At 71.3% G+C, this 23,476-nt stretch carries 22 protein-coding genes; 8 read left to right on the plus strand and 14 right to left on the minus strand.

The genetic code is table 11. From position 1 onward, the window contains the following. Positions 1–50 precede the first annotated feature (50 nt). The 5 genes from AAEP86_RS02295 (at position 51) to AAEP86_RS02315 (ending at position 4,111) form a co-directional block, all read left to right on the plus strand. Positions 51–1,682 (plus strand): RecQ family ATP-dependent DNA helicase, encoded by a 1,632-nt coding sequence (locus tag AAEP86_RS02295; RefSeq protein WP_420368952.1) that lies wholly within the window; start codon positions 51–53, stop codon positions 1,680–1,682. 234 nt (positions 1,683–1,916) lie between these two features. Then, positions 1,917–2,201, plus strand: coding sequence for a hypothetical protein (locus AAEP86_RS02300; protein WP_420368953.1), 285 nt, complete (start codon positions 1,917–1,919; stop codon positions 2,199–2,201). Positions 2,202–2,239: 38 nt separating this feature from the next. Further along, positions 2,240–2,605, plus strand: a complete 366-nt coding sequence (locus AAEP86_RS02305; RefSeq protein ID WP_420368954.1) for a hypothetical protein — start codon at positions 2,240–2,242, stop codon at positions 2,603–2,605. Further along, a complete protein-coding gene (locus AAEP86_RS02310; RefSeq protein WP_420368955.1) occupies positions 2,602–3,426 on the plus strand; it encodes an oxygenase MpaB family protein in 825 nt (274 codons plus the stop codon). Before AAEP86_RS02305 ends, AAEP86_RS02310 begins: the two co-directional genes overlap by 4 nt. Positions 3,427–3,472: 46 nt before the next feature. Then, the gene (locus AAEP86_RS02315) at positions 3,473–4,111 is read left to right on the plus strand and encodes a pyridoxal 5'-phosphate synthase (RefSeq protein ID WP_420368956.1); all 639 of its coding nucleotides are present in this window, start codon (positions 3,473–3,475) and stop codon (positions 4,109–4,111) included. A gap of 2 nt (positions 4,112–4,113) precedes the next feature. Here the strand turns inward: AAEP86_RS02315 and AAEP86_RS02320 are convergent, their stop codons facing one another. Both AAEP86_RS02320 and AAEP86_RS02325 read right to left on the minus strand, forming a co-directional pair. Next, a complete protein-coding gene (locus AAEP86_RS02320) occupies positions 4,114–6,567 on the minus strand; it encodes an ATP-dependent helicase (RefSeq protein WP_420368957.1) in 2,454 nt (817 codons plus the stop codon). A gap of 12 nt (positions 6,568–6,579) precedes the next feature. Beyond that, entirely contained in the window at positions 6,580–7,590 is a 1,011-nt protein-coding gene (locus AAEP86_RS02325) for a glycerophosphodiester phosphodiesterase family protein (RefSeq protein WP_420368958.1), read from the minus strand. A 106-nt stretch (positions 7,591–7,696) separates the two neighbouring features. Between AAEP86_RS02325 and AAEP86_RS02330 the strand changes: the two genes are divergently transcribed. Both AAEP86_RS02330 and AAEP86_RS02335 read left to right on the plus strand, forming a co-directional pair. Next, positions 7,697–8,749, plus strand: coding sequence for a DUF817 domain-containing protein (locus AAEP86_RS02330; RefSeq protein WP_420368959.1), 1,053 nt, complete (start codon positions 7,697–7,699; stop codon positions 8,747–8,749). 31 nt (positions 8,750–8,780) lie between these two features. Then, positions 8,781–9,653 carry a Bax inhibitor-1/YccA family membrane protein gene (locus AAEP86_RS02335; RefSeq protein WP_420368960.1) on the plus strand — a complete coding sequence of 291 codons (873 nt, stop codon included), beginning with the start codon at positions 8,781–8,783 and terminating at the stop codon, positions 9,651–9,653. Between the two features lie 258 nt (positions 9,654–9,911). Here the strand turns inward: AAEP86_RS02335 and guaA are convergent, their stop codons facing one another. From guaA to AAEP86_RS02360, 5 genes are read right to left on the minus strand one after another with little or no spacing between them, the layout of a single operon-like run. Further along, positions 9,912–11,492 (minus strand): glutamine-hydrolyzing GMP synthase, encoded by a 1,581-nt coding sequence (gene guaA / locus AAEP86_RS02340; RefSeq protein ID WP_420368961.1) that lies wholly within the window; start codon positions 11,490–11,492, stop codon positions 9,912–9,914. Further along, positions 11,489–11,935, minus strand: a complete 447-nt coding sequence (locus AAEP86_RS02345; protein ID WP_194651048.1) for a DUF3817 domain-containing protein — start codon at positions 11,933–11,935, stop codon at positions 11,489–11,491. Before AAEP86_RS02345 ends, guaA begins: the two co-directional genes overlap by 4 nt. A 10-nt stretch (positions 11,936–11,945) precedes the next feature. Beyond that, positions 11,946–12,722 carry an SURF1 family cytochrome oxidase biogenesis protein gene (locus AAEP86_RS02350; RefSeq protein ID WP_420368962.1) on the minus strand — a complete coding sequence of 259 codons (777 nt, stop codon included), beginning with the start codon at positions 12,720–12,722 and terminating at the stop codon, positions 11,946–11,948. Positions 12,723–12,727: 5 nt separating this feature from the next. Then, positions 12,728–14,209, minus strand: coding sequence for a cation:proton antiporter (locus AAEP86_RS02355; protein WP_420368963.1), 1,482 nt, complete (start codon positions 14,207–14,209; stop codon positions 12,728–12,730). A 4-nt stretch (positions 14,210–14,213) separates the two neighbouring features. Further along, positions 14,214–14,744, minus strand: coding sequence for a cation:proton antiporter regulatory subunit (locus AAEP86_RS02360; RefSeq protein WP_420368964.1), 531 nt, complete (start codon positions 14,742–14,744; stop codon positions 14,214–14,216). Between the two features lie 74 nt (positions 14,745–14,818). Between AAEP86_RS02360 and AAEP86_RS02365 the strand changes: the two genes are divergently transcribed. Beyond that, positions 14,819–15,334, plus strand: coding sequence for a hypothetical protein (locus tag AAEP86_RS02365; protein ID WP_420368965.1), 516 nt, complete (start codon positions 14,819–14,821; stop codon positions 15,332–15,334). Positions 15,335–15,437: 103 nt separating this feature from the next. Here the strand turns inward: AAEP86_RS02365 and AAEP86_RS02370 are convergent, their stop codons facing one another. The 7 genes from AAEP86_RS02370 to AAEP86_RS02400 all read right to left on the minus strand — a co-directional run bounded on the left by AAEP86_RS02370 (position 15,438) and on the right by AAEP86_RS02400 (position 23,465). Continuing rightward, a complete protein-coding gene (locus AAEP86_RS02370) occupies positions 15,438–17,327 on the minus strand; it encodes a glycerol-3-phosphate dehydrogenase/oxidase (RefSeq protein WP_420368966.1) in 1,890 nt (629 codons plus the stop codon). Positions 17,328–17,388: 61 nt separating this feature from the next. Further along, positions 17,389–18,510, minus strand: a complete 1,122-nt coding sequence (locus AAEP86_RS02375) for a GuaB3 family IMP dehydrogenase-related protein (protein ID WP_420368967.1) — start codon at positions 18,508–18,510, stop codon at positions 17,389–17,391. Positions 18,511–18,652: 142 nt separating this feature from the next. Beyond that, complete coding sequence (locus tag AAEP86_RS02380; RefSeq protein ID WP_420368968.1) at positions 18,653–20,188, minus strand: tail fiber protein; 1,536 nt, start codon at positions 20,186–20,188, stop codon at positions 18,653–18,655. Between the two features lie 119 nt (positions 20,189–20,307). Further along, positions 20,308–20,487, minus strand: coding sequence for a hypothetical protein (locus AAEP86_RS02385; protein WP_420368969.1), 180 nt, complete (start codon positions 20,485–20,487; stop codon positions 20,308–20,310). Positions 20,488–20,795: 308 nt separating this feature from the next. Next, positions 20,796–21,602, minus strand: coding sequence for an ABC transporter ATP-binding protein (locus tag AAEP86_RS02390; protein ID WP_420368970.1), 807 nt, complete (start codon positions 21,600–21,602; stop codon positions 20,796–20,798). Continuing rightward, a complete protein-coding gene (locus tag AAEP86_RS02395; RefSeq protein ID WP_420368971.1) occupies positions 21,599–22,486 on the minus strand; it encodes an ABC transporter ATP-binding protein in 888 nt (295 codons plus the stop codon). The genes AAEP86_RS02390 and AAEP86_RS02395 overlap by 4 nt, the downstream gene beginning before the upstream one ends. Further along, positions 22,479–23,465 (minus strand): branched-chain amino acid ABC transporter permease, encoded by a 987-nt coding sequence (locus AAEP86_RS02400; protein ID WP_420368972.1) that lies wholly within the window; start codon positions 23,463–23,465, stop codon positions 22,479–22,481. Before AAEP86_RS02400 ends, AAEP86_RS02395 begins: the two co-directional genes overlap by 8 nt. Positions 23,466–23,476 lie beyond the last annotated feature (11 nt).

Genomic DNA, 23,476 nt, shown 5'->3' on the forward strand with positions numbered 1-23,476 from the left:
GGCGCGCATCCCGAGGACGACCCCAGCGAGTGGTCGGCACGGTGTACTCGATGGACACCGCACTCCGCTCCCGCGCCACCGACGTGTTCGGCTGGCACCTCCGCCCCGCACAGGAGACGGTCGTCGACGCCGTCCTCGCCGGGCGTGACGCCCTCGCCGTGATGCCCACCGGTTCGGGCAAGTCCGCGATCTACCAGGTCGCCGGTCTCGCCCTCGAGGGAGCGGTCGTGGTGGTCTCGCCGCTCGTCGCCCTGCAGGAGGACCAGGTCGTCGGGCTCGAGGACCACCCGGACGCGCCGCGTGCGGTCACGATCAACGCGACGCACGCGCGCCGCGACCTCGACGAGGCGTGGGACGCCGTCGCCAGGGGGGACGCGCGCTACGTCTTCCTGGCCCCGGAACAGCTCGCGAAGGACGAGGTCGTCGACCGCCTCCGCGAGACCGGCGTCGCCCTCGTCACCGTCGACGAGGCGCACTGCGTGTCCTCGTGGGGGCACGACTTCCGCCCGGACTACCTCGTCCTCGGCGAGGTCGTCGAGCGTCTCGGGCGCCCACCGGTGCTCGCGATGACCGCGACCGGTTCCTCGCCGGTGCGCGCGGAGATCGAGCAGCGCCTCGGCATGCGCGACCCGCTCGTGCTCGCCACCGGCTTCGACCGACCGGAACTCCGGCTCGAGGTGGTGCGGCACGCCGACGCGGACGCGAAGCAGGAGGCCGTCGTCGAGCAGGTCGTCTCGCTCGAGGGCGCGGGCATCGTGTACGTCGCGACCCGCGCGGAGACGCTGGTGTACGCCGACGAGCTGGTCGAGGCAGGACGCCGGGCCAAGCCGTACCACGCGGGCCTGCGGGTGCGGGACCGCGAGGCCGTGCACCACGCGTTCCTCGACGGCGACATCGACGTGGTCGTGGCCACGAGCGCGTTCGGCATGGGGATCGACAAGCCCGACGTCCGGTTCGTCGTGCACGCCGACGTGCCCGAGTCGATCGACGCCTACTACCAGGAGGTCGGACGTGCCGGCCGTGACGGCGACCCGGGCGTCGCCACCCTGCACTACCGCTCCGAGGACCTCGGGCTCCGCCGCTTCTTCGCGTCCGGCTCCCCCCGGCCGGCGTCCCTCCGCGCGGTGTTCGACGCCGTGCCCGCCGACGGTGCCGTCGCCCGATCCGAGCTCGCGGAGCGCTCCGGCCTCGCGGCGAGGACCGCCGGTCGGTCCGCGAACGCCCTCCTCGACGCCGGGGTCCTGGTCGACGGCCGGGACGGGCTCCGGCGAGCGCCCGACGCCCCGGCGGACGCCCAGGGGGCCGCCGCCCGCGCCCGCGAGCACGCCCAGGAGCGGGAGCGCGTCGACGAGTCCCGCATCGAGATGATGCGCCGGTTCGCGGAGACGCTCGGCTGCCGTCGCCAGTTCCTGCTCGGGTACTTCGGCGACGAGCTCGCGGAACCCTGCGGCAACTGCGACACCTGCTCGGCCGGTACCGCCACCGAGGACGAGGTCCACGCCGCCGACGGCTCGAACGATGCCGCGTGGCCGCCGGACGCCCCCGTGGAGCACGCCGAGTGGGGTCGCGGCACGGTCATGAGCACCGAGGACGACCGGATCACGGTCTTCTTCGAGTCCGCCGGCTACCGCACGCTCGGCCTGGCCGACGTGGAGGAGCGGAACCTGCTCGAGCGGGTCTGACCAGTCGGTCGGGGGGAGGCGCGGCCGCTCGACCACCCGTCGGCGACCGCGCTCCACTCCCCCGAGCACGGCGAGTGTGCCTCGTCGGGGTGGCCCGGAGGTGTCGTCCGGGTGAACGGTGTCCCCCGAGCGCACCCGGGCGGCCCGGGACGGTCCGTACCCGGCACCCGGCACCCGGACCGGTCCGCAGGCCGGCGGCGTAGACAGGACTCCCCGAGACGACAGGAGCGCGCAGTGAGCGACCCCGGCATCACCCCGAACGACGGAACCGACGAGTTCCGCGACGACGACGTGGACACCGAGCACACCGGCCCGTACGAGACGGACGGCCGCGAGGAGGCCCTCGAGACCGTCACGAACGACGCCGTGGCCGGCGAGACGGTGGAACCGCAGCCCGGCGACGGCACCGACGACGGTCCGACCGGTGGCGCACCCCGCGAGGGCTCCCCGGACACCTTCGAGCACGACGGCGACGACGGCCGCGACCTCGCCACCGAGGACGGCTCCGGCCCCCTCTGACACGGGTCCCACGGAGCACGGCTCGCTACGATCGGGCCGTGCTCCGCCGTCTCCACGCCGAGGTCCGTCGCGTGCCCGCGGCGGCTCGGCTCGTCGCGGTCACCGTCATGCTGCTCGTGGCCGCCTCCTCCCACCTCGTGGCCCGCTCGGAGCCGGTCGGTCGATGGCTGCCCCTGCTGGTGGTCGCCGTCGTGGGTGCCGTGGTCGCGGGAGCGCCGGCCCGACGCTGGCCGCTCCCGGCGATCTGGCTCGTCGCGACGCTCCTCGCCACCGGCACCGGGGTCCACGCCGACCTCGCGGTGCTGGCGCCGTCCCTCGTCGGCGGCGCCGTGGCGCTGGTCGCGGCGGTCGCCGTCGACCTGTCCGCCGTCCTGCGGGACCGTCGCCGACACGAGCGGTCGTGACCCGGTCGCACCCGGGAGGCGCGGCACACCACCGGCACCGTCCCTCCCGTCCGTCCCCCGGTCGCGTCGCGGACCGTGACCTCCGTCGGTTCCTCGCCGACAGCACCCCCGTGGCTGCGGGTGGCCGCGCCATCCTGCTGCAGATCGCCGACCCCGTCGTGGCGGCCGGTGTCCGTCGGCACTCCGACTTCGCCCGACGACCGCAGCAGCGGCTGGCCCACACCCTGATGTTCGTCTACGCCGTCGTGATCGGCACCGACGCGGACGCGGCCGTCGCGGCCTCGTTCGTGGACCGCGCGCACCGACCGGTCGCCGGTGCCGACGACGTCGACCGGCAGCTCTGGGTCGCGGCGACCCTCTTCGACTCGGCGCGACGGGCGCACGAGCTGTTCGGCGAACCCGTCGACGCCGCCCGCGCCGAGGCCGTCCTCGCCGCGTACGCACCGATCGGCACGGCGCTCCGGGTGCCGGCCGACCGGTGGCCGGCGTCCGTGGCGGCCTTCGACGCCTACTGGTCGACGGCGCTCGGCGCGCTGAGCGTGACCGACGACGCCCGCGGTGTCGTCCGCGACCTCCTCCACCCGCGCTTCGCCCCGCTGTGGGTGCGCGCGGCGATGCCGCTCGTGCGCGTCGTCACCGTCGGCATGCTGCCGGAGGCCCTGCGCACCCAGTACGGGTTCCCGTGGGGCCCGCGTGAGCAGCGCCGCTTCCGCCGCTCCGTGGCGTTCGTGCGCGCCGTGCGTGGCGTCGTCCCCGGGTGGGCGCTCCGCCTGCCCGGCCCGCTGCTGCTGCGGGCGATGCGCCGGTACGCGCACCGCTGACCGGGCAGGCTGAGCGTCCGGCGCCGCCGAGCGGTTGGCTGGGGGCATGTCCTCCGCCCCGCTGTCCGGCGACACGTCCTTCGCCTTCCCCGAGCTCACCGACCCGCCCGCGTCGCCGTTCACCGTCGCCCGCACCTGGTTCGACGCCGCCCAGGACGGCGACGTCGCCGAACCGATGTCGATGACGCTCGCCACCGCCGGCGCCGACGGCCGGGTCACCGCCCGCACCGTCGACGTCAAGCGGCTCGACGACCGCGGGCTCGTCTTCGGCACCTCGACGCTCAGCCCGACCGGCCGCCAGCTCACCGAGAACCCGCACGCCGCACTGCAGGTCTACTGGCGGGAGACCATGCAGCAGCTCCGCTTCGAGGGCCGCGTCGTGCAGCTCCCCGATGACGAGTCGGACGCGCTCTTCGCCGACCGTTCCCCGAAGTCGCGCGCCGCCACCGCGATCGCGGACCAGTCCGCCGTGCTCGAACCGCGGACCCTGCAGGACCTCATCGACGACGCGAACGCGCTGCTCGACGAGTCCGGCGACGACGTCCCGCGGCCCGAGGGCTGGGTGGCGTGGCGCCTCGAACCCGACGTCGTCGAGTTCTGGCACGGCAGCCGCGACCGCATGCACCGACGGCTGCAGTACGTGCACGCCGGCGACGCGTGGTCGGTCGCGCAGCTGCAGCCGTAGGGCTAGAGCTTCTCGATCGGCGCGATCTTGATGAGGAGCTTCTTGCGACCGGCGGAGTCGAACGCGATCTCGGCGATGCGCTTCGCACCCTGACCGGTGACGGCCGAGACCGTGCCCTCGCCGAAGTCGACGTGCGAGATGCGGTCGCCGGCGGCGAGTTCCATGTCGCCGTTGTCGCGCACCTGCCCGGACACCCGGTTCGCCCACTCGGTCTTCGGCCGGGTCTTGGCCGCCGCCGCTGCACGGTCGTAGGAGCCACCGCCCCAACCACCACCGCCACGGTAGCCACCGCCGCCACCGCCGGGACCACCGGATCCGGGGGCGCCACGACGCGCGTTGATGGCGCGCGGCTCGGTCCCACCGCGGCTGTTCGCCATGCCCGGGGACTGCTTCCACTCGATGAGCCCCTCGGGGATCTCCTGCAGGAAGCGCGACGGCATCGCCACGTTGACGTCACCGAACTGCGCACGGGTCATCGCGAGCGACAGGAACAGCGCCTTCTTCGCGCGGGTGATGCCGACGTAGAACAACCGGCGTTCCTCCGAGGGGCCGCCGGGCTCGTTCGCGGACATCCGGTGCGGCAGCAGGTCCTCTTCGACGCCGGTGAGGAACACGGCGTCGTACTCCAGCCCCTTGGCCGTGTGGAGCGTCATCAGCGACACCGTGCCCGAGGAGTCGTCGAGCTCGTCCGCCGCGGCGACGAGCGAGACCTCGGTCAGGAAGTCGGACAGCGTGCCCTCGGGGTTGTTCTTCTGGAACTCCCGCGTCACCGCGACGAGTTCGTCGATGTTGTCCGCACGGGCGGCGTCCTGCGCGTCCGGCGACTTCCGGAGGTTCTCGAGCAGCCCGGACCCGTCGAGCAGCTGCGTGAGGGTGTCGACGACCGGCTGGGTCTGGGCACGCGACGAGACGTCGTCGAGCAGCGCGGCGAACGCCGTGATCGCGTTCCGCACCTTCGGCCCGAACCCGAGCTCGTCGGCGTGCCGCAGGGCGTCGCGCATCGTCGTCTCGTGCTCGTCCGCGTAGCGCTGCAGGGTCGTCTCGGTGACCGCGCCGATGCCGCGCTTCGGGACGTTGAGGATCCGGCGGAGCGCCATCGGGTCGGCGGGGTTGGCGACCGTGATCAGGTACGCCATGGCGTCCTTGATCTCGGCACGCTCGTAGAACTTCGTGCCGCCGAGCACCCGGTACGGGATCGCCGCACGGATGAAGATCTCCTCCAGCGCACGGGTCTGCGAGTTCGTCCGGTAGAACACGGCCATGTCGCGGTAGTCCATGCCGTCGTCGTGAAGGCGCTGGACCTCGTCGGCGACGAACTGGGCCTCGTCGTGGCCGGTGTACCCGGTGAAGCCGACGATCTTGTCACCGGCGCCGACGTCCGTGAACAGGTTCTTCGCCTGCCGGTCGAAGTTGTTCGCGATGACGGCGTTCGCCGCGTCGAGGATGTTCTGGGTCGATCGGTAGTTCTGCTCGAGCAGGACGACCTTCGAGTTCGGGAAGTCCCGCTCGAACTCGACGATGTTGCGGATGTCCGCGCCGCGGAACGCGTAGATGGACTGGTCGGAGTCGCCCACGACGGTCAGCGACGCCGGTGCGATCGACCCGTCGGCCTCGCGCATCCGGGCGACGTGCTGCCCGGAGTCCTCGAGCTTGTCGACCTGCTCGACGGGGACCGGCCGGGTGAGCTCGCGGATGAGGGCGTACTGGGCGTGGTTCGTGTCCTGGTACTCGTCGACCAGGATGAACCGGAACCGGCGCTGGTACAGGGCGGCGACGTCCGGGAAGGCCCGGAACAGGAACACCGTCTGGCCGATCAGGTCGTCGAAGTCGAACGCGTTCGCCCGGCGCAGCTCGTTCGTGTAGCGACGGAACACCTCGGTGAACATGACCTCTTGCGGGTCGTTCGCGTTGATGTTCCGGGCGTAGGTGTCGATGTCCTGCAGCTCGTTCTTGAGCTTCGAGATCTTCGAGGCCGCTGCGCCGACGGTCAGCCCGAGCGAGTCCGCCTCGAGCTCCTTGATGATCCGCTTGAGGAGCGCGCGGGAGTCCGCGGAGTCGTAGATCGTGAACGACTGCGGGAAGCCGAAGCGCTCGGCCTCACGCCGGAGGATCCGCACGCAGGCCGAGTGGAACGTGGAGATCCACATGCCGTCGGACTCCTGCCCGACGAGCGCACGGACGCGCTCGCGCATCTCGGCGGCGGCCTTGTTCGTGAACGTGATCGCGAGGATCTGCGACGGCCAGGCCTCGCGGTTGGCCAGCAGCAGCGCGATGCGGCGCGTCAGCACGCTCGTCTTGCCGGACCCGGCACCCGCCACGATGAGCAGCGACTCGCCGCGGTACTCGACGGCTTCCTTCTGCTGGGGGTTCAGACCCGCGGTGAAGGGGTCCTCGTAGGCACGGGCGCCCGCACCCTGGTCGGGCGCGGAGTCGAAGGGGTCCAGCACGATCGTCATGTCCGCGACAGTCTAGGCGCGACCCCCGACAGCCGAACGGGCGAGCACGGCGAGGTCGGTGTGGTCCGCGAACACGCCGTCCACCCCGGTCCGGACGACCGACGTGTACCAGCGCTCCCAGTCGCCGAACGCCGCGACGTCCCCACCCCGCCGGAGCGGTGCGGGCAGGAAGCGGTTCTCGGGCCGGAGGGTCCAGGTGTAGACAGCGAGCCCGGCGTCGTGCGCCCGGTCGACGATCGCGCTCCGCACCGGCGCCGGGTCCTCGAGCGCCACGCTGTCGACGCCGGCCATCAGCGTGGGCAGCGCGACGCTGATCCCGTGGAACTCGGTCGCGAGCGCGGCGAGCGCGTCCTCGGAGCGCTCCGCCGCGTAGGTGGGGGCCAGCGACCCGTGGGAGGCGACCTCGTCCGCGGCGCTGCCCCGCGCCTCCTGGAGGTACACGAGCCGCCCACCGGTGCCGCGCTCCCGCAGGTCGCGGAGCACCCCCTTCTCGAAGCACTCGACGGTCAGCCGCTCGTCACCGCGCCACCCGGCGGCACCGAGGGCCGTGTCGACGAGCTGGCCCATCGGGATGCCCGCGCGCTCGAAGTGGTCGGCGTGCTTGACCTCGGCCACGAGCCCCACCGGACGCGGCGCGCCGTCGAGGATGCCGAGCAGGTCCTCGAGCCGCAGGACCGGTTCCTCGCCGTCGTGCTCGGCGGACCCGGGTCGCAGGGCGGGCAGGCGTTCCCGGGTGCGGAGCGTGCGCAGCTCGTCCCACGTGAAGTCCTCGGTGAACCAGCCCGTCAGGGTCTGCCCGTCGATCGTCTTCGTCGTCCGGAGGTGGCGGAACTCCGGACGGTCCGCGACGTCGGTCGTGCCGGACACCTCGTTCTCGTGCCGGAGGACGAGCACGCCGTCCTTCGTCGGCACCAGGTCCGGTTCGATCGCGTCGGCGCCGAGCTCGACCGCGAGCTCGTACGCGCTCCGCGAGTGCTCGGGACGGTAGCCGGACGCGCCACGGTGGGCGATCACCAGGGTCATGGCCGTACCGTACCGATCCCGGGTGACCGCGGACCGCCGTGTGTCGGGCGACACATCTGGATGCTCGCAGCCTCCGGTTCCCAGGCCCGCGTCGGACGCTCTCGGTGTGACCGTCCGATCCCTCTCCACCGCAGTCGAACACCGCATCGACCGCGCCGCCCGACGGGTGCTCGACGCCGGCCACCAGCCGCACCGGCCGGCCCGGGTCGTCGTCACCGAGTTCCTGGTGTTCGGCGCGAAGCAGGCGTGGGCGTGCACCTTCGGCGCGCTCCTGCTCGCGACAATGGCGGTGGCGCACCTGACCGTCCCGGCGGCGGTGCGGAACGACCTGCTCACCGTCGCCGCCGTGCTGCTCCAGCTCGGGATGCTCGTCTTCGGGCTGGAGACCGTCCGCGAGCTCCGCGTCGTCCTGCTCTTCCACGTCGTCGGCACCGTCATGGAGGTCTTCAAGACCCACGCCGGCTCCTGGACCTACGAACCCGGCGGTGTGCTCGTCGTCCTCGGCGTCCCGCTGTTCTCCGGCTTCATGTACGGCGCCGTCGGTTCGTACATGGTGCGGGTCCACCGGCTGTTCGACCTGCGGTTCGACCGCTACCCGCGGCAGTGGCTGCTCGTCGTGGTCGCCGCTCTGATCTACGGCAACTTCTTCGCCCACCACGTCGTGTGGGACGCCCGGTGGCCGCTGCTCGCGGCCGTGGTGGCGCTCTTCGCCCGCACGACGATGCACGTGCGGGTGCACCGGTCGGTGCTGCGGATGCCGGTGCTCGTGGCGATGGGCCTCGTCGCGCTGTTCATCTGGCTGGCCGAGAACGTCGCCACCTGGGCGGGCGCGTGGTCCTACCCCGCACAGGCGGCCGCGTGGCAGCCGGTCGCGCCGACCAAGATCGTGGCCTGGTTCCTGCTCATGGTGATCTCCGTCGCGCTCGTCACGTGGGTCCATCCGGCGACCGGGCCGGGAGGCGCGGTGCCGGTCCGCCCCGCCGCCCGCGCCGGGCGCTCGGCGGCTCCCCGCGAGGGCGCCGGACGGTCGGCTGCTTCTCGACGTCCTCGCGGCGCACGTGCAGCGGATCCCCATAGGCTCGCGGAGTCGAGGCCCTCCGGGGCCGCGTCCGCTCGCCGCGAATCCTCAGCCTTCCGCGACCGAGCGCCCCTAGGCTGAGAGGACTCGAATCTCCAAGGAAGAGGACACCATGGCCTTCAAGCCCGGTTTCGACCAGTCCCCCGCCTTCAACAGCCAGGGGCCGAACACCTGGGGTGGACGCGGCGCTGGTCAGCAGCAGGCCGGCTGGGGACAGACCCCGCAGCAGGCACAGGGCGGCATGACCCCCGAGCAGCTGCAGTACATGTACGACCGCCCCGCGGCGAACACGGTCGACACCGACCGCATGTCGTACGAGGACACCATCGTCAAGACGCTCCTCGCGTTCGGCGTGCTCGTCGTCGGCGCGGTGGCCGGCTGGAACCTGCCCCCGATCGTCTGGATCGTCGGCGCGGTCGTCGGCTTCGTGCTGGCGCTCGTCAACACCTTCAAGAAGAAGCCGTCGCCGGGGCTGATCCTGACCTACGCCTTCTTCGAGGGGCTCTTCGTCGGCGGGATCTCGCACTACTTCCAGACGGCGTTCCCGCAGAGCGACGGCATCGTGGCGCAGGCGGTGTTCGGCACGCTCGGTGTGTTCTTCATCACCCTGCTGCTGTTCCGCTCCGGCAAGGTCCGCGCGACCCCGAAGGCCACCCGGTTCTTCCTCATCGCGATCGTCGGGTACATGGCGTTCTCGCTCGTGAACCTCGTCCTGATGTGGACCGGCGTCACGAGCACCGCGTTCGGCCTGATGGGCGTGACGCTCTTCGGTATCCCGCTCGGCGTCCTGATCGGCATCTTCGTGGTGGTCATGGCGGCGTACTCGCTGATCCTCGACTTCGACCAGATCAAGACGGGTGTCGAGCGCGGCGCTCCCCGGATCTACGCGTGGACGGCGGCCTTCGGGCTCATCGTCACCCTCGTGTGGCTCTACCTCGAGATCCTGCGCATCCTCGCCATCATCGCGAGCAGCCAGCGCAACTAGCGGCTCCGACTCGGAGGGCCCCGGCGAACACGCCGGGGCCCTTCGTCGTTCCCGTGCCGGGCTGTGCCGGCGCCCGCGAGATCGCACTTCGGCGGGCGACGGCGCGCGCGAGATCGCACTTCGGCGGGCGACAAGGCCGCCGATCCGGCACGAAGTGCGATCTCGGCGGAACGGGAGACGGCGGACGGCGGGCCGAGGCCCGGACGCGAAGGGGCCCGGCACGCGAGATGCGTGCCGGGCCCCGTCAGCGCGGGAGGACTACTCCCACTCGATCGTCCCCGGCGGCTTGCTCGTGACGTCGAGCACGACGCGGTTCACGTCCGGGACCTCGTTCGTGATGCGGTTCGAGATCTTCGCGAGGGTCTCGTAGGGCAGGCGTGTCCAGTCGGCGGTCATGGCGTCCTCCGACGAGACCGGACGGAGCACGATCGGGTGCCCGTACGTGCGGCCGTCGCCCTGGACGCCCACGGAGCGGACGTCGGCGAGCAGCACGACGGGGCACTGCCAGATCTCCTGGTCGAGGCCGGCCGCGGTGAGTTCCTCACGCGCGATCTTGTCGGCCGCGCGCAGCAGCTCGAGGCGGTCCTTCGTGACCTCGCCGACGATGCGGATGCCGAGCCCCGGTCCGGGGAACGGCTGGCGGCCGACGATGACCTCGGGCAGGCCGAGTTCGCGGCCGACCGCGCGGACCTCGTCCTTGAACAGGGTGCGCAGCGGCTCGACGAGCTCGAACGTCATGTCCTCGGGCAGCCCGCCGACGTTGTGGTGCGACTTGATGTTCGCCGTGCCGGCACCACCGCCGGACTCGACGACGTCGGGGTAGAGCGTGCCCTGGACGAGGAACTTCACCTCGCCCGCGTCGTCGTCGGCCTTCGCCTCGAGCACGAGCGCCTCGGCCGCCGCCTCGAAGGTGCGGATGAACTCGCGGCCGATGATCTTGCGCTTCTGCTCCGGGTCGCTGACGCCGGCGAGGGCGTCGAGGAACTGCTGCTCGGCGTCGACCGTGACGAGCCGGACGCCGGTGGAGGCGACGTAGTCCTCTTCCACCTGCTTGCGCTCGTCGGCGCGCAGGAGCCCGTGGTCGACGAAGACGCAGGTCAGCTGGTCGCCGACGGCCTCGTGCACCAGGGCCGCGGCGACGGCCGAGTCCACCCCGCCGGAGAGTCCGGCGATGACGCGGGCCGAGCCCACCTGCTCCTTGATGCGCGCGACCTGCTCCTCGATGACGTTCGCCGAGTTCCAGTCGCCGGGGAGGCCGGCGGCGCGGTGCAGGAAGTTCTCGAGCACGGCCTGGCCGTACACGGAGTGCTTCACCTCGGGGTGCCACTGCACGCCGTAGAGCTTGCGCTCGTCGGACGCGAACGCGGCGACCGGGGTCGAGGCGCTCGAGGCGAGGACCTCGAAGCCCTCGGGAGCCTTCGCGACGGAGTCGCCGTGCGACATCCAGGTCACCTGGGACCCGGGCTGGTCGCCGAGCAGCGTGCTCGGGCCGGGGACCAGCGTGACGTCGGTCGCGCCGTACTCGCGGAGGCCGGTGTTCGCCACCTCGCCGCCGAGCGCCGACGCCATGGCCTGGAAGCCGTAGCAGATGCCGAGCACGGGGACGCCGAGCTCGAGGATGTCACCGTCGAGTGCGGGCGCGCCGTCCTCGTACACGGACGACGGGCCACCGGACAGCACGATGGCCGCCGGGTCCTTCGCGCGGATCTCGTCTGCCGTCATCGAGTGCGGGACGATCTCGCTGTAGACGTTCGCCTCGCGGACCCGACGCGCGATGAGCTGCGCGTACTGGGCTCCGAAGTCGACGACGAGGACGGGACGCTGTTCGGTCTCGCTCACCGAGCGGCCTCCTTCTCACGCTGCTGTGCAGCGATCAGCTCGTGGTAGGTGTCCATGGCCTTCTGCTGCATGCGGTGCTCGACCACGAAGGACATGAACGGGATGATGCCGCCGAGGGCGATGAGCAGGAAGCGGGACGGCCTCCAGCGCATGATGCTCCAGAGGCGGAAGTCGGTGAACAGGTACAGCACGTAGAGCCACCCGTGCGCGATGAGGATCGCGATCGACAGGTTGAACGTGCCGGGGGCTTCGCCGGCGGTGCCGTTCGGCACGAAGAACGGACCGTTGCCGAGCTGCATCTCGAGCTGGAGCGGCGTGTACTTGATGATGACCTCGATCACGAGGGCCAGCAGCAGCACACCGGTGATGTACGCGGAGACGCGGTACCACTTCACCGCGCCCGGGATCTTCGGGATGTCGCGGGTACGGACGGTCAGGGCCATATCCGCCATCCTACCGTCGGAGCGCAGCGGCTTCGGCGGCGAGGGCGGCGTCGCGCTCGTCCTCCTGTTCACGCTCCCAGGCGTCCTTCACGAAGCGGTACCAGAGGAAGACGGCGAACCCGGCGAAGACGACCCACTCGATCGCGTAGAAGAGGTTGAGCCAGTCGAACTGGACCTCGCGCGTGGGGGCCCGGTCGGCGATGGTGCCGAGGTCCGCGGCCTTCGCGGTGCTGCCGTCGGCGACCACGTACCCGAGGTACATCCGGTCGTCGAAGGTCTTCCACGTGTTGACGAACCGGGCCGGCGCGACCGCGGAGTACTCGCCCTTGTCGTACGTGTCCTGGTCGGGCGACTCGGCCGGGTAGTAGCGCCCCTCGACCGTCACCCGCTGTCCGTCCGCGATCCGGTCACCACCGGCGACGGCGGCGCTGCGGTCGTCCGACCAGCCGATCACGACCGGCAGGCTCGCGCCGGACACACTGTCGACCAGGTGTCCGACGGTCTGGTAGGTCCCGCCGCCGCTCCGGCCGGTCAGGACGGTGGTGTCGTCGGCGACGAAGGTGCCGCTGACGGCCACCTTCTGCCCCGCGAGGGTCTCCGTCGTCGGCTGCATCGGCTTCGTCACGTCGTCGAGCGCCTTGCGGGTCTCGGTGGTCGCCGGGAGCGGCCTGCCGTTGGCGATGCTGCGCTCGAGCTGCCACTTGCCCAGTCCCGCGAACACCGCTGCCAGCACGAGCGCCAGCAACAGCAGCGCGATCCACCTCGGTCGTCGGGCTACGGCCCACATCTGTATCAGTACTCCGGATCGCGCTGTCGCACCGGGCGTTCGGGACGCTCGGCGGGGATCTCGACCGACGAGGTCACGGGTTCGTCGACCGGCTCCGGTGACCCATTGTCGCGCTCTTCCCTGCCCGCCGCCTCCACGAGGGCGAACTCCTCCGCGAACTGCCGGTCCCGCTCGGCCCGTCGGGCGGCAGCGGCGGCGTCCTGGTCCGCGACACCGGCGTCGGCCGCGGCGTCGACGGCCTCGTCGAGCGCCGGCCCGGCGGGTACCGTGCTGCCGGACCGGCCCAGTCGCGCACGGAGCCGCGACCGCAGGTGCGCCACACGGGCCGGGCGGACGACCAGACGCCCGATCCGGTCGGAGTTGACGGCGAGGAGCGGCCCGAGGATCGCCATCACGAGCACGTAGAGCCCGGCGAATGCCGTGATGCGCGCTTCGAGTCCGGCGGCGGCCGACAGCGTCGCGAGGATCAGCGCGAACTCGCCGCGGTTCACGAGGATGACCGCGGTGTTGATGCCCTGCTGGACGGAGAAGCCGTTCATCCGTGCGACGAGCTGGCCGGCGACCGCATTGAGCACGACGGTCATGCCGATGGCACCGAGCACGGGCCACAGGACCTCGCCGAACGTCGACAGGTCGAGGCCGAGACCGAAGTTCACGAAGAAGAACGCCGCGAACACGTCGCGCATCGGGAGCGCGAGCTGCTCGATGCGGTCGCGGTACCGGGTCGCACCGCAGAGCAGACCGATCACGAACGCGCCGATCGCGTCGGTCACGCCGAGCAGGTCGCCGATGCCGCCGAACATGACCGCGAGCCCGAAGAACAACACCGTGAACAGCTCGTCGTCGCGCGTCGCGAAGATCTTCGACACCCACTTGCCGGCGAACCGGGCGAGGGTGAACATCACGATGAGGAACCCGAAGGCCAGGGCGAGCTTGCCGACGACCGCCCAGACGTTCGTGTCGCCGGAGAGCACCACCGACACGATCGCCAGGTAGATCGCGATGAAGACGTCCTCGATCACGGTGACGCCCAGGATCATGGGCGTCTCGTCGTTGGCGAGGCGACGCAGCTCGATGAGCAGCTTCGTGACGATCGCGCTCGACGAGGTCGCCGTCATGCCCGCGATGATGAGGGCCTCGCGCGTGCCCCAGCCGAGCGAGAACCCGAACGCGAAGCCGACGCCCATGTTGATCGCGACGTACGTGCCGCCGGACACCAGGAGCTTGCCCGCGTTGCCGTAGAACTCCTCCTGGTCGAACTCCAACCCGAGGTTGAAGAGCAACAGGATCAGCCCGAACGTCGCGATGAGCTCGATGGTGTGCGACTCGACGTTCAACCCGATCCACGGCGTGTGCGGGCTCGCGATGAGCCCCACGACCATGTAGATCGGGATGGCGGGCAGGCCGATGGTCTTGCCCAGTCGTCCGAGGACGTAGGCGATGAGGAACAGGCCGCCGATGGTCAGCAGCTCACCACCCAGGTGCACCGGGTCAGCTCCTCGGCGGCGCCTCGGCGGCCGCGGCCGCGAGCTGTCCGCTGCGGTAGAAGGAGAACGCCTTGGCGACCTTCTCGGGGGACCCGGCGACCACGATGGTGTCGCCCGGGAACACGACGAAGTCCGACGAGGGCGCCGGGTTCGCGCTGTCGCCGCGGACCACCGCGACGACCGTCAGGCCGATGAAGCCGGAGTCGTGCAGGTCGCCGAGGGGCTTGCCCGCGATCGCGTCGTCGTAGTCGACCGAGAACCAGTCGATGGACAGGCCCGGGATCTCGTCGAGCTTGTCGAGGCCCTCGGTGATGCGGGTGCCGCCGAGCAGTTCGGCGAGGGTGTGCGCTTCGTCCTCGCTGAGGCGCAGGGAGACCTTCTCGGACTTGTCCGCGCCGTCGGAGACGTCGGCGAACGAGATGAGGTCGGAGTGCCCCGACCGGTGCGTGATGACACCGCACTTGCCACCGTCGTCGGTGTAGAAGCTGTGCAGCACGCCGACTCCGGGGAGTTTGACGCGATGGACGTCGACCATGATGGCTCCCTTGATGAGTACCCCGATGATAACCACCGCGTGGTCTCGCGCATTCCGCACGCTACGGTCGTGCCATGGGGAACACTCGGGGGTCCGTCCGCATCGTCGTCGCCGTCGTCGGGGTGGTGGTCGTCGCGGCGTACGCGGCGCTGCTGGCCGTGAACGCGCTCGTGCTCGACCCGCTCGCGGCGGTACCCGGGCAGTCGCTCGAGCAGATCTACGCGCGGGTCGACGTCGGCAACGACGTGACGCAGGACGTCATCGGCGTCGTGGTCGTGGCGTCGATCGGGGTGGTGCTGGCCCTCACCGCGGCGGTCGTGGGACTCGCGGCACGACTGCCCGCGTCGGTGATCGCGGTGCTGCACCTGGGCGTCCTCGCCGCCGGCGCGGTCGCGACCTTCCAGTCCGGCTTCTGGCTCGGCATGGACGTCGCCGACTCGTGGCCGACCGACGGCGGCGCGCACACGATCTGGGCCGGCGTGCTGTACGTGACGAGCCTCGCAGCGCTCGTCGCGATCCCGGGCGTCCTGTTCGTGACGATGGTCCGCACCCTCGGGAGGCAACGTCGGCAGCAGCTCGCAGCGGAGTAGCGCTGCGAGTTGCCGCCGAGGTCGCGTCCCGCGGACTGGCGGGACCAGCTGACGGACGGGAGGCGCGGGGCGGGGCCGCCACGCGCCTCCCGTCCGGTGGTCCCTACTCGGGTTCGCTCGTCTTCTCGCCGACGACCTGCTCGTCGGACGCCTTCGCGCCCTCCGCGCCGCTCGACCGGCCGCCGCCGACGACCACGTCGTCCTCGTCGAAGCCGAACGCGATGTCCGGCGCCTCGAGGCGGACGCGGTCCGCCGACTCGTCGTCGGGCTGCAGCTGCGACTCCCGCTCGGCCGCGACCCGCTTGAGGTAGTTCGACACCTCGTTCTCGGTGGTCTCCTGGTCCCAGCCGAGCACGTCCGCCATCAGCTTCGCGGCGACGGGGGCGGCCGATTCGCCGCGGTCCCACGCCTCGATCGAGATGCGCGTGCGCCGGGCGAGGACGTCCTCCAGGTGCAGGGCTCCCTCGTGCGACGCCGCGTACACGACCTCGGCACCGATGTAGTCGTCGGCACCCGGCAGCGGTTCGGCCAGCGACGGGTCGTCCTTCACGAGCCGGAGGACCTCGGTGGCGAGCGTGCCGTACCGGTTCAGCAGGTGCTCGATCCGGACCTTGTGCACGCCGAAGCTGCGCGCCGTGCGCCCGCGCCGGTTCCACGCCGCCGGGTACCCCTCGGCGCCGAGCAGTGGGATGTCCTCGGTCGTCGACGCCGGGATCTTGCCGTCCATCGCCGCGACCGCCTCGTCGATGGCGTCCTTGCCCATCACGCGGTACGTCGTCCACTTGCCGCCGGCGACGACGACGAGGCCGGGGACGGTGTGTGCGACGACGTGCTCGCGGCTGAGCTTCGACGTCTGGTCGGACTCCCCCGCCAGCAGGGGGCGGAGGCCGGCGTACACGCCCTCGACGTCCTCGCGGGTGAGCGGCACCGCGAGCACCTTGTTGACGTGCTCGAGGATGTAGTCGATGTCCGCGGCCGTCGCGGCCGGGTGCGCCTTGTCGAGGTACCAGTCGGTGTCGGTGGTGCCGACGAGCCAGTGACGGCCCCACGGGATGACGAAGAGCACGCTCTTCTCGGTGCGCAGGATCATGCCGGTGTTCGACTGGAAGCGGTCACGCGGGATGACGAGGTGCACGCCCTTCGACGCCCGCACCTTGAACTGGCCGCGGGTGCCGATCATCGCCTGGGTGTCGTCCGTCCAGACACCGGTCGCGTTGACGACCTGCTTCGCCCGGATGTCGAACTTCTCGCCCGTCTGGATGTCGTGCGCGTGTGCGCCGACGACCCGCTCCCCGACCTTGATGAAGCCCTCGATCCGGACCCGGGCTGCGGCGAGCGCCCCGTACGACGCGGCGGTCCGGACGAGCGACGCGACGTAGCGGGCGTCGTCCACCTGGGCGTCGTAGTAGGTCATGCCGCCGACGAAGGCGTCCTTCTTCAGGCCGGGCATGTTCCGCAACACCTGCTTGCGACTGAGGTGCCGGTGGTGCGGCACCCCGGGCGGTCGGCCGCCGGACCAGCTGAACACGTCGTACATCGCCATGCCGATGCCGATGTAGAACCGCTCCCACACGTGGTGGTTGAGCGGGTAGAGGAAGCGCACGGGCTTCACCAGGTGCGGGGCGATGCGCTGGAGGAGCAGACCGCGCTCGATGAGGGCCTCGCGGACGAGCGCGAAGTTGAGCTGTTCGAGGTAGCGGATGCCGCCGTGCACGAGCTTCGACGAGCGGCTCGAGGTGCCGGATCCCCAGTCGCGGGCCTCGACGATGCCGACGCTGAGCCCGCGGGTCACCGCGTCGAGGGCACTGCCCGCGCCGACGATGCCGCCGCCGACGACCAGGACGTCGAGCTCCTTGGTCTTCAGCGTCTCGATCGCGGCCGCGCGTTCGTCCGGGCCGAGCTTCGCCGACGGGTCGAACCCCACCCCCGGTGCGGTGTGCTCCGCCCGGGCGGGCCGGGTCGCGCTGGACGTGCTGGTGCTGGACTTCGCCATCGTCGCCTCCGTGTCGCGGTGACGCCGAGGCGTCACCCGCGCCGGAGTGCGGGTGCCACCGTCAGTTCCGGTGGTACGGCGCCACGACCACTTCTACTCGCTGGAACTCCTTGACGTCGGAGTATCCGGTCGTCGCCATCGATCGGCGCAGGGCACCGACGATGTTCGCGCGGCCGTCCCAGGTCGGCGTCGGGCCGTGCAGGACGTTCTCGAGCGGGGCGATCGTGCCCACCTCGACACGACGGCCGCGGGGCAGCTCCGGGTGGTGCGCCTCGGCACCCCAGTGGAAGCCGCCACCCGGCGCCTCGGCCGCGCGGGCCAGCGCAGTGCCGAGCATCACGGCGTCGGCGCCCATCGCGATCGCCTTCACGACGTCGCCCGCGGTGTCGAGCCCGCCGTCGGCGATGACGTGCACGTACCGGCCGCCGGACTCGTCCATGTAGTCGCGGCGAGCGCCGGCGATGTCCGCGACGGCGGTGGCCATCGGCGCGTGGATGCCGAGCGCCGCACGGGTGGTGGAGGCCGCGCCGCCACCGAAGCCGACGAGCACGCCCGCCGCACCGGTGCGCATGAGGTGCAGCGCCGCCGTGTACGTGGATGCGCCGCCGACGATCACCGGGACGTCGAGCTCGTAGATGAACTTCTTGAGGTTGAGGGGCTCGGTGTTCTGCGACACGTGCTCGGCCGACACGGTGGTGCCGCGGATCACGAACAGGTCGACACCGGCGTCGACGACCGTCTGCGAGAACTCCTGCGTGCGCTGCGGGCTGAGCGACCCGGCGACGGGGACGCCGGCCGCACGGATCTCGGCGAGCCGCGCGGTGATGAGCTCGGCCTTCACCGGCTCGGAGTAGATCTCCTGCATGCGCTTCGTGACGTTGCCGTCGGTGAGCGCCTTGATCTCGTCGTAGTAAGGGGTCGGGTCCTCGTAGCGGGTCCACAGCCCTTCGAGGTCGAGCACCCCGAGCATGCCGAGCTGACCCATCTGGATGACCGTGGCCGGCGAGGCGACGGAGTCCATCGGCGCCGACAGGATCGGCGACTCGAACGTGAACGCGTCGATCGACCACTGCACGCTGACGTCCTGCGGGTCACGCGTCCGCCTGGAGGGGACCACCGCGATGTCGTCGAACGCGTACGCCCGCCGTCCGCGCTTGCCAGCACCGATCTCGACTTCACTCACCCGGCAAGCCTAGCGGTCGTGTCCCCCGGGTGACCCGGGCGGTCGGTCCAGCGCGGTCGGCGTCGACCTCGGCGCAACAGGCGACGCGACGGACCGAGCAGGACCGCGGGCCCCGTCGACACGGCGAGGACGCCGGCGGGGATCAGTTCCTGGAGGGGAAGATGCCCTGCGCACACACGTAGTACGTCATGTCGTTCGGGGTGACCGACGTGAGGTTCGGCAGGGCGAACGTGCTCACGCCGTCGCCTCCGAACTTGTTGCTGTACAGCGAGAAGAGCGCTGTGTTCTGACTGATCGACAGCAGCTGCCCGTTCGCGATCGGGCCGCTCGTGACGCCACCGGTCAGGATGACGTCACCGAGGATGCAATCCACGCCGCTGCTGGCCGAGCCGGGCACCCCCTGCCCGGTGCGCTGTCCGAACGCCGCGTCGAGCGTGGAGCTGCCCGCCGGCCCGGTTGCGCCCGTGGGGCCCTGCGGCCCGGTCGCCCCGGTTGCTCCCGTCGCTCCGGTGGCACCGGCTGCGGCGATGAGCTGCCAGCGGGCCGGATCGGTACCGGGCTCGACCCCGGTGCTCGTCGCGATCGCGAGGTAGGTGGCGCCGTTGCGCGTCACCACCGCAGCAGGCGCGGCGGACGAGTACGTCGTGGTGGCCGACCAGGCACCGCGGAACACCCAGGGCGTGGCTCCGGTCGCGCCGGTCGCACCCGCGGTGCCGGTCGCGCCCGTCGCACCGGTGGCGCCCGTCTCACCCTGGACGCCCTGCGCCCCGCTGACGCCGGTGTCGCCCTTGTCGCCCTTGTCGCCCTTCGCACCGGTCGCGCCAGCAGCAGCGATGAGATGCCAGGAGGTGCCACTCGAGCTCGGCGTGACGCCGAGGCTGGGATCGGTTGCCACGTAGGTCGAGCCCCGCCACGTGACGAGGTCTGCGGGCGGCCCGGCCTGGTAGAACGTGTCCGCGGACCAGTCGGAGACCGTGGACCACGGCGTCGCCCCGGTGTCGCCCTTCGCACCTGCCGCACCCGTCGCACCTGCCGCACCCGTCGCGCCGGTCGCTCCCGTCAACCCGACGGCCCCCTGGATCCCCTGAAGTCCCTGGAATCCCTGGATTCCCTGAAGTCCCTGGATGCCCGTGGCTCCGGTCGCTCCGGTGGCTCCGGTCGCCCCGGTGTCGCCCGTCGCCCCGGCCGGCCCCGCGGTCCCGGTCGCTCCTGTGGCTCCGGCGGCTCCTGCGGAACCCATCGCCCCCGTGGCTCCCGTCGAACCCGTGGCTCCCGCCGATCCAGTGGCTCCTGTCGGCCCCGTGGCCCCTGTCGAGCCTGTTGCTCCGGTCGCACCCTTCGCGCCGGTCGCACCCTGGTCGCCCGTCGCACCAGTCGCGCCCTCGGGCCCGGCGGCACCCGCCGTCCCGGTCGCGCCGCTGGCGCCTGCCGGTCCGGTGTCGCCGTCGCTCGCGCGCTTCGTCTGCCACACGACGGCGGTGGTGCCGTCCGGGCAGGACCGACCGGGGGTCACGAGGACGAGGGTGCCCGCCGACTCGTCCACGCACCCGTGGCTCGCGGTGTCCGGCAACGCGCGTGTCCCGGAGGTGGTGGCACTCGCCGCCCACCCTCCGGCAGCGCCGACGAGGAGCGCGGTACCGGCGCTCACAGCGATGATCTTCGCCAGGCCGACGGCCATGGTGTCCTCCCCACGGCCGCGCGTCGGGTTGCGCAGGTGTCCGCCCGCTGATGCTATTGGCCCGGCAGTGTCGCCGACAGGACCTCGTCCGGGGGACGTCGCCGGGAGGGACGGTCTGGTCAGCGCGCGCGACGCCGGCGGCGCAGCGCGCGGAGGACCAGACCGAGCAGGAGCGCCAGCACCACCAGGACGACGAGGAGCGCGGCGGCGACCTTCACGAGCAGCGCGGCCCCGACGAAGAGCACGGCGAACACGAGCCAGACGAGGGCGTCGAGCACGAGGGGGGCGGGGGTGCGCACGTGCGGAACGATACCCACTCGGCGGGGGCGGGTCGCGCCTCCAGGCCGCACGGGACGCGACCACCCGCCGGTCGGACGCGCCGGCGCCTACGTGTGGAACGGGGCCGCGCGGCGCATCAGCAGCCAGCGCGGCCCCGTCCGGTGCGGATGTCGCCCCCACAGCGGCACCCACGGTCGGTCCCGCCCGCACAGCGGGCAGAGCCGACATCTCCGGTCGATCCCGCCCGCACAGCGGGCAGAGCCGACGTCTCAGGCCGACACCGCCCGCACAGCGGGCAGAGCCGACGTCTCCGGTCGATCCCGTCCGCTCAGCGGGCGGAGTCGACGTCCTTGGCGAGCGTCCCCAGGTAGAGCTCGATGACCTTCGGGTCGTCCGCGAGCTCCTTCCCGGTGCCCGAGTACGCGTTCCGCCCCTGGTCGAGCACGTACCCACGATCGCAGATCTGGAGACAGCGTCTCGCGTTCTGCTCGACCATGATGATCGACACCCCGGCCTTGTTGATCCGGCGGGTGCGGATGAAGGTCTCGTCCTGGCGCACCGGCGACAGGCCCGCGGAGGGCTCGTCGAGCAGCAGCACCTTCGGGTCCATCATCAGCGCCCGCGCCATCGCGACCGACTGCCGCTCCCCGCCGGACAGCGAACCGGCGCGCTGCCCCTTGCGCTGACCGAGGACGGGGAACAGGTCGTAGATCACCTCGAGGCGTTCGGCGAACTTCCGGGGCCGCAGGTACAGCCCCATCTGCAGGTTCTCCTCGATCGACAGCGAGGGGAACACGTTGTTCGTCTGCGGGACGAAGCCGACCCCGGCCTGCACCAGCTTGTTCGCCTTGAGGTTCGTGATGTCATCGCCCTGCAGCGTGACCGATCCCTCGCGGATGGAGACGAGCCCGAACAGGGCCTTGAGGAGCGTCGACTTGCCGGCGCCGTTCGGCCCGATGATGCCGATCAGCTCGCCCGGGTAGCAGTCGAGGTCGCAGCCGTTCAGGATGTTCACCCCGGGCAGGTACCCGGCGACGAGGTTCTTGGCGCTGAGCACCGGCTCGCGCTCCAGCGTGGCCGCAGGGGACGGCCTGGAGGCGCTGCTCGCGGTCGTGGGGTCCGTCGCGTCCGTCATCGGGTCGCCTCCTGCTCGTCTTCTTCGGCTACTTCCTCGGCGAGTTCCTCGTAGGTCTCCTCGGTGAGGAGCGAGTCGTCACCGAGGTCGGTGTCGTGGTGCGCACCGAGGTACGCGTCGATGACCGCTCGGTCGTCCATGACCGTGTCGGCGGGGCCCTCGGCGACGACCTTGCCCTCGGCCATGACCACCACCCAGTCCGAGATGTGGCGGACCATGTGCATGTCGTGCTCGACGAACAGGACGGTCATGCCGTCGTCGCGCAGCGACTGGATGTGCCCGAGGAGCGACTGGGTGAGCGCGGGGTTCACGCCGGCCATCGGCTCGTCGAGCATGATCATCGTCGGGTCGGACATCAGCGCCCGTGCCATCTCGAGCAGCTTCCGCTGGCCGCCCGACAGCGATCCGGCGTAGTCGTCCCGCTTCTCGAGGAGCTTGAAGCGGGCGAGCAGGTCCTCCGCCTTCGCGGTGATCTCCCGCTCGCGCTTCGCCCAGAGGGGCTTCACCAGGGCGGCGAAGAAGTTCTCGCCCGGCTGGTCGCGGGCGCCGAGCAGCATGTTCTGCATCACCGTCAGCCGGCTGAGCGCCTTCGTGAGCTGGAACGTGCGGACCATGCCCTTGTTCGCGATGTGCGTCGCGCTCGTCTTCTGCAGCGTCGACCCGTCGAAGGTCGTCGTCGCCCCGGGGCTCGGCTTGTCGAACCCGGTGAGCAGGTTGAAGAAGGTCGTCTTGCCGGCGCCGTTCGGGCCGATCAGCGCGGTGATGGTGCCGCGCTGGACCTCGAGGTGGTCGACGTCGACGGCGGTCATGCCGCCGAAGTGCCGGGTGACGCCCTGGACGGTGAGGATCGGGTCGGTCTTGGAGTGGGTGTACGTCTCAGACACTGAACGACAGCTCCTTCTTGTTGCCCAGGAGTCCCTGTGGCCGGAACACGATGAGGAGCATGAGCGCGACGCCGACGAGCACGTAGGAGAACTGCTCCGCCTGCTGCGCGTTCATGATCGAGTCGGGGATGAAGTCCCCCGCGAGCGTCCGGATGAAGAGCCGGACGACGAAGAAGAGGACCGCGCCGAGCACCGGGCCGAAGACCGTCGCCGCACCGCCGAGGATGAGCGCCGTCCAGATGAAGAACGTCATCGACCGGCCCATCGCGTCCGGTTGCACCGAACTCGGCAGGACGTAGATGATGCCGGCGACCGCGCCGAGCGCCCCGCCGAAGACGAGCGCCTGCATCTTGTACGAGTAGACGTTCTTTCCGAGCGAGCGCACGGCGTCCTCGTCCTCGCGGATGGCCTTCAGCACGCGACCCCACGGGCTGCGCACGAGGAGGAACAGCACGAGCGTGAACAGGGCGACGAGGCCCCACGCCGCGATGCGGATCCACCAGCCGTTGACGCCGTTGTTCGAGTAGGTGAACCAGAGGATCGTGGTGGTGCCGTCCGGCAGCGGGCTGATCGCGTTGAACGGGTCGCGGTAGGCCGACCCGGCGATGCCGTTCGACCCGCCGGTGGTCGTGGTCAGCAGGCTCGAGCGTCCGACCATCCGGATGATCTCCGCGCCCGAGATCGTCACGATCGCCAGGTAGTCGCCGCGCAGCCGGAGCGTCGGGATGCCGAGGATGATCGCGAAGACGATCGCGATGAGCAACGCGATCAGGATCGCCATGACGAACGGCAGCCCGTTGCTGATCGAGATCGCGAAGCCGTAGGCACCGAGCAGGAGGAACGCCGCCTGCCCCATGTTGATCAGCCCGGTGAGGCCGAAGTGCACGTTGAGGCCGATGGCGGCCAGGGCGAACGCCGCCGTGGTGGGGGCGAGGGCCTCCTGCGTCAGCGAGGACAGCAGGTTGAGGATGTAGTCCATGGGGCGCTCCC

The organism is Curtobacterium sp. L1-20, from assembly GCF_048755855.1.
Classification (GTDB): Bacteria; Actinomycetota; Actinomycetes; order Actinomycetales; family Microbacteriaceae; genus Curtobacterium.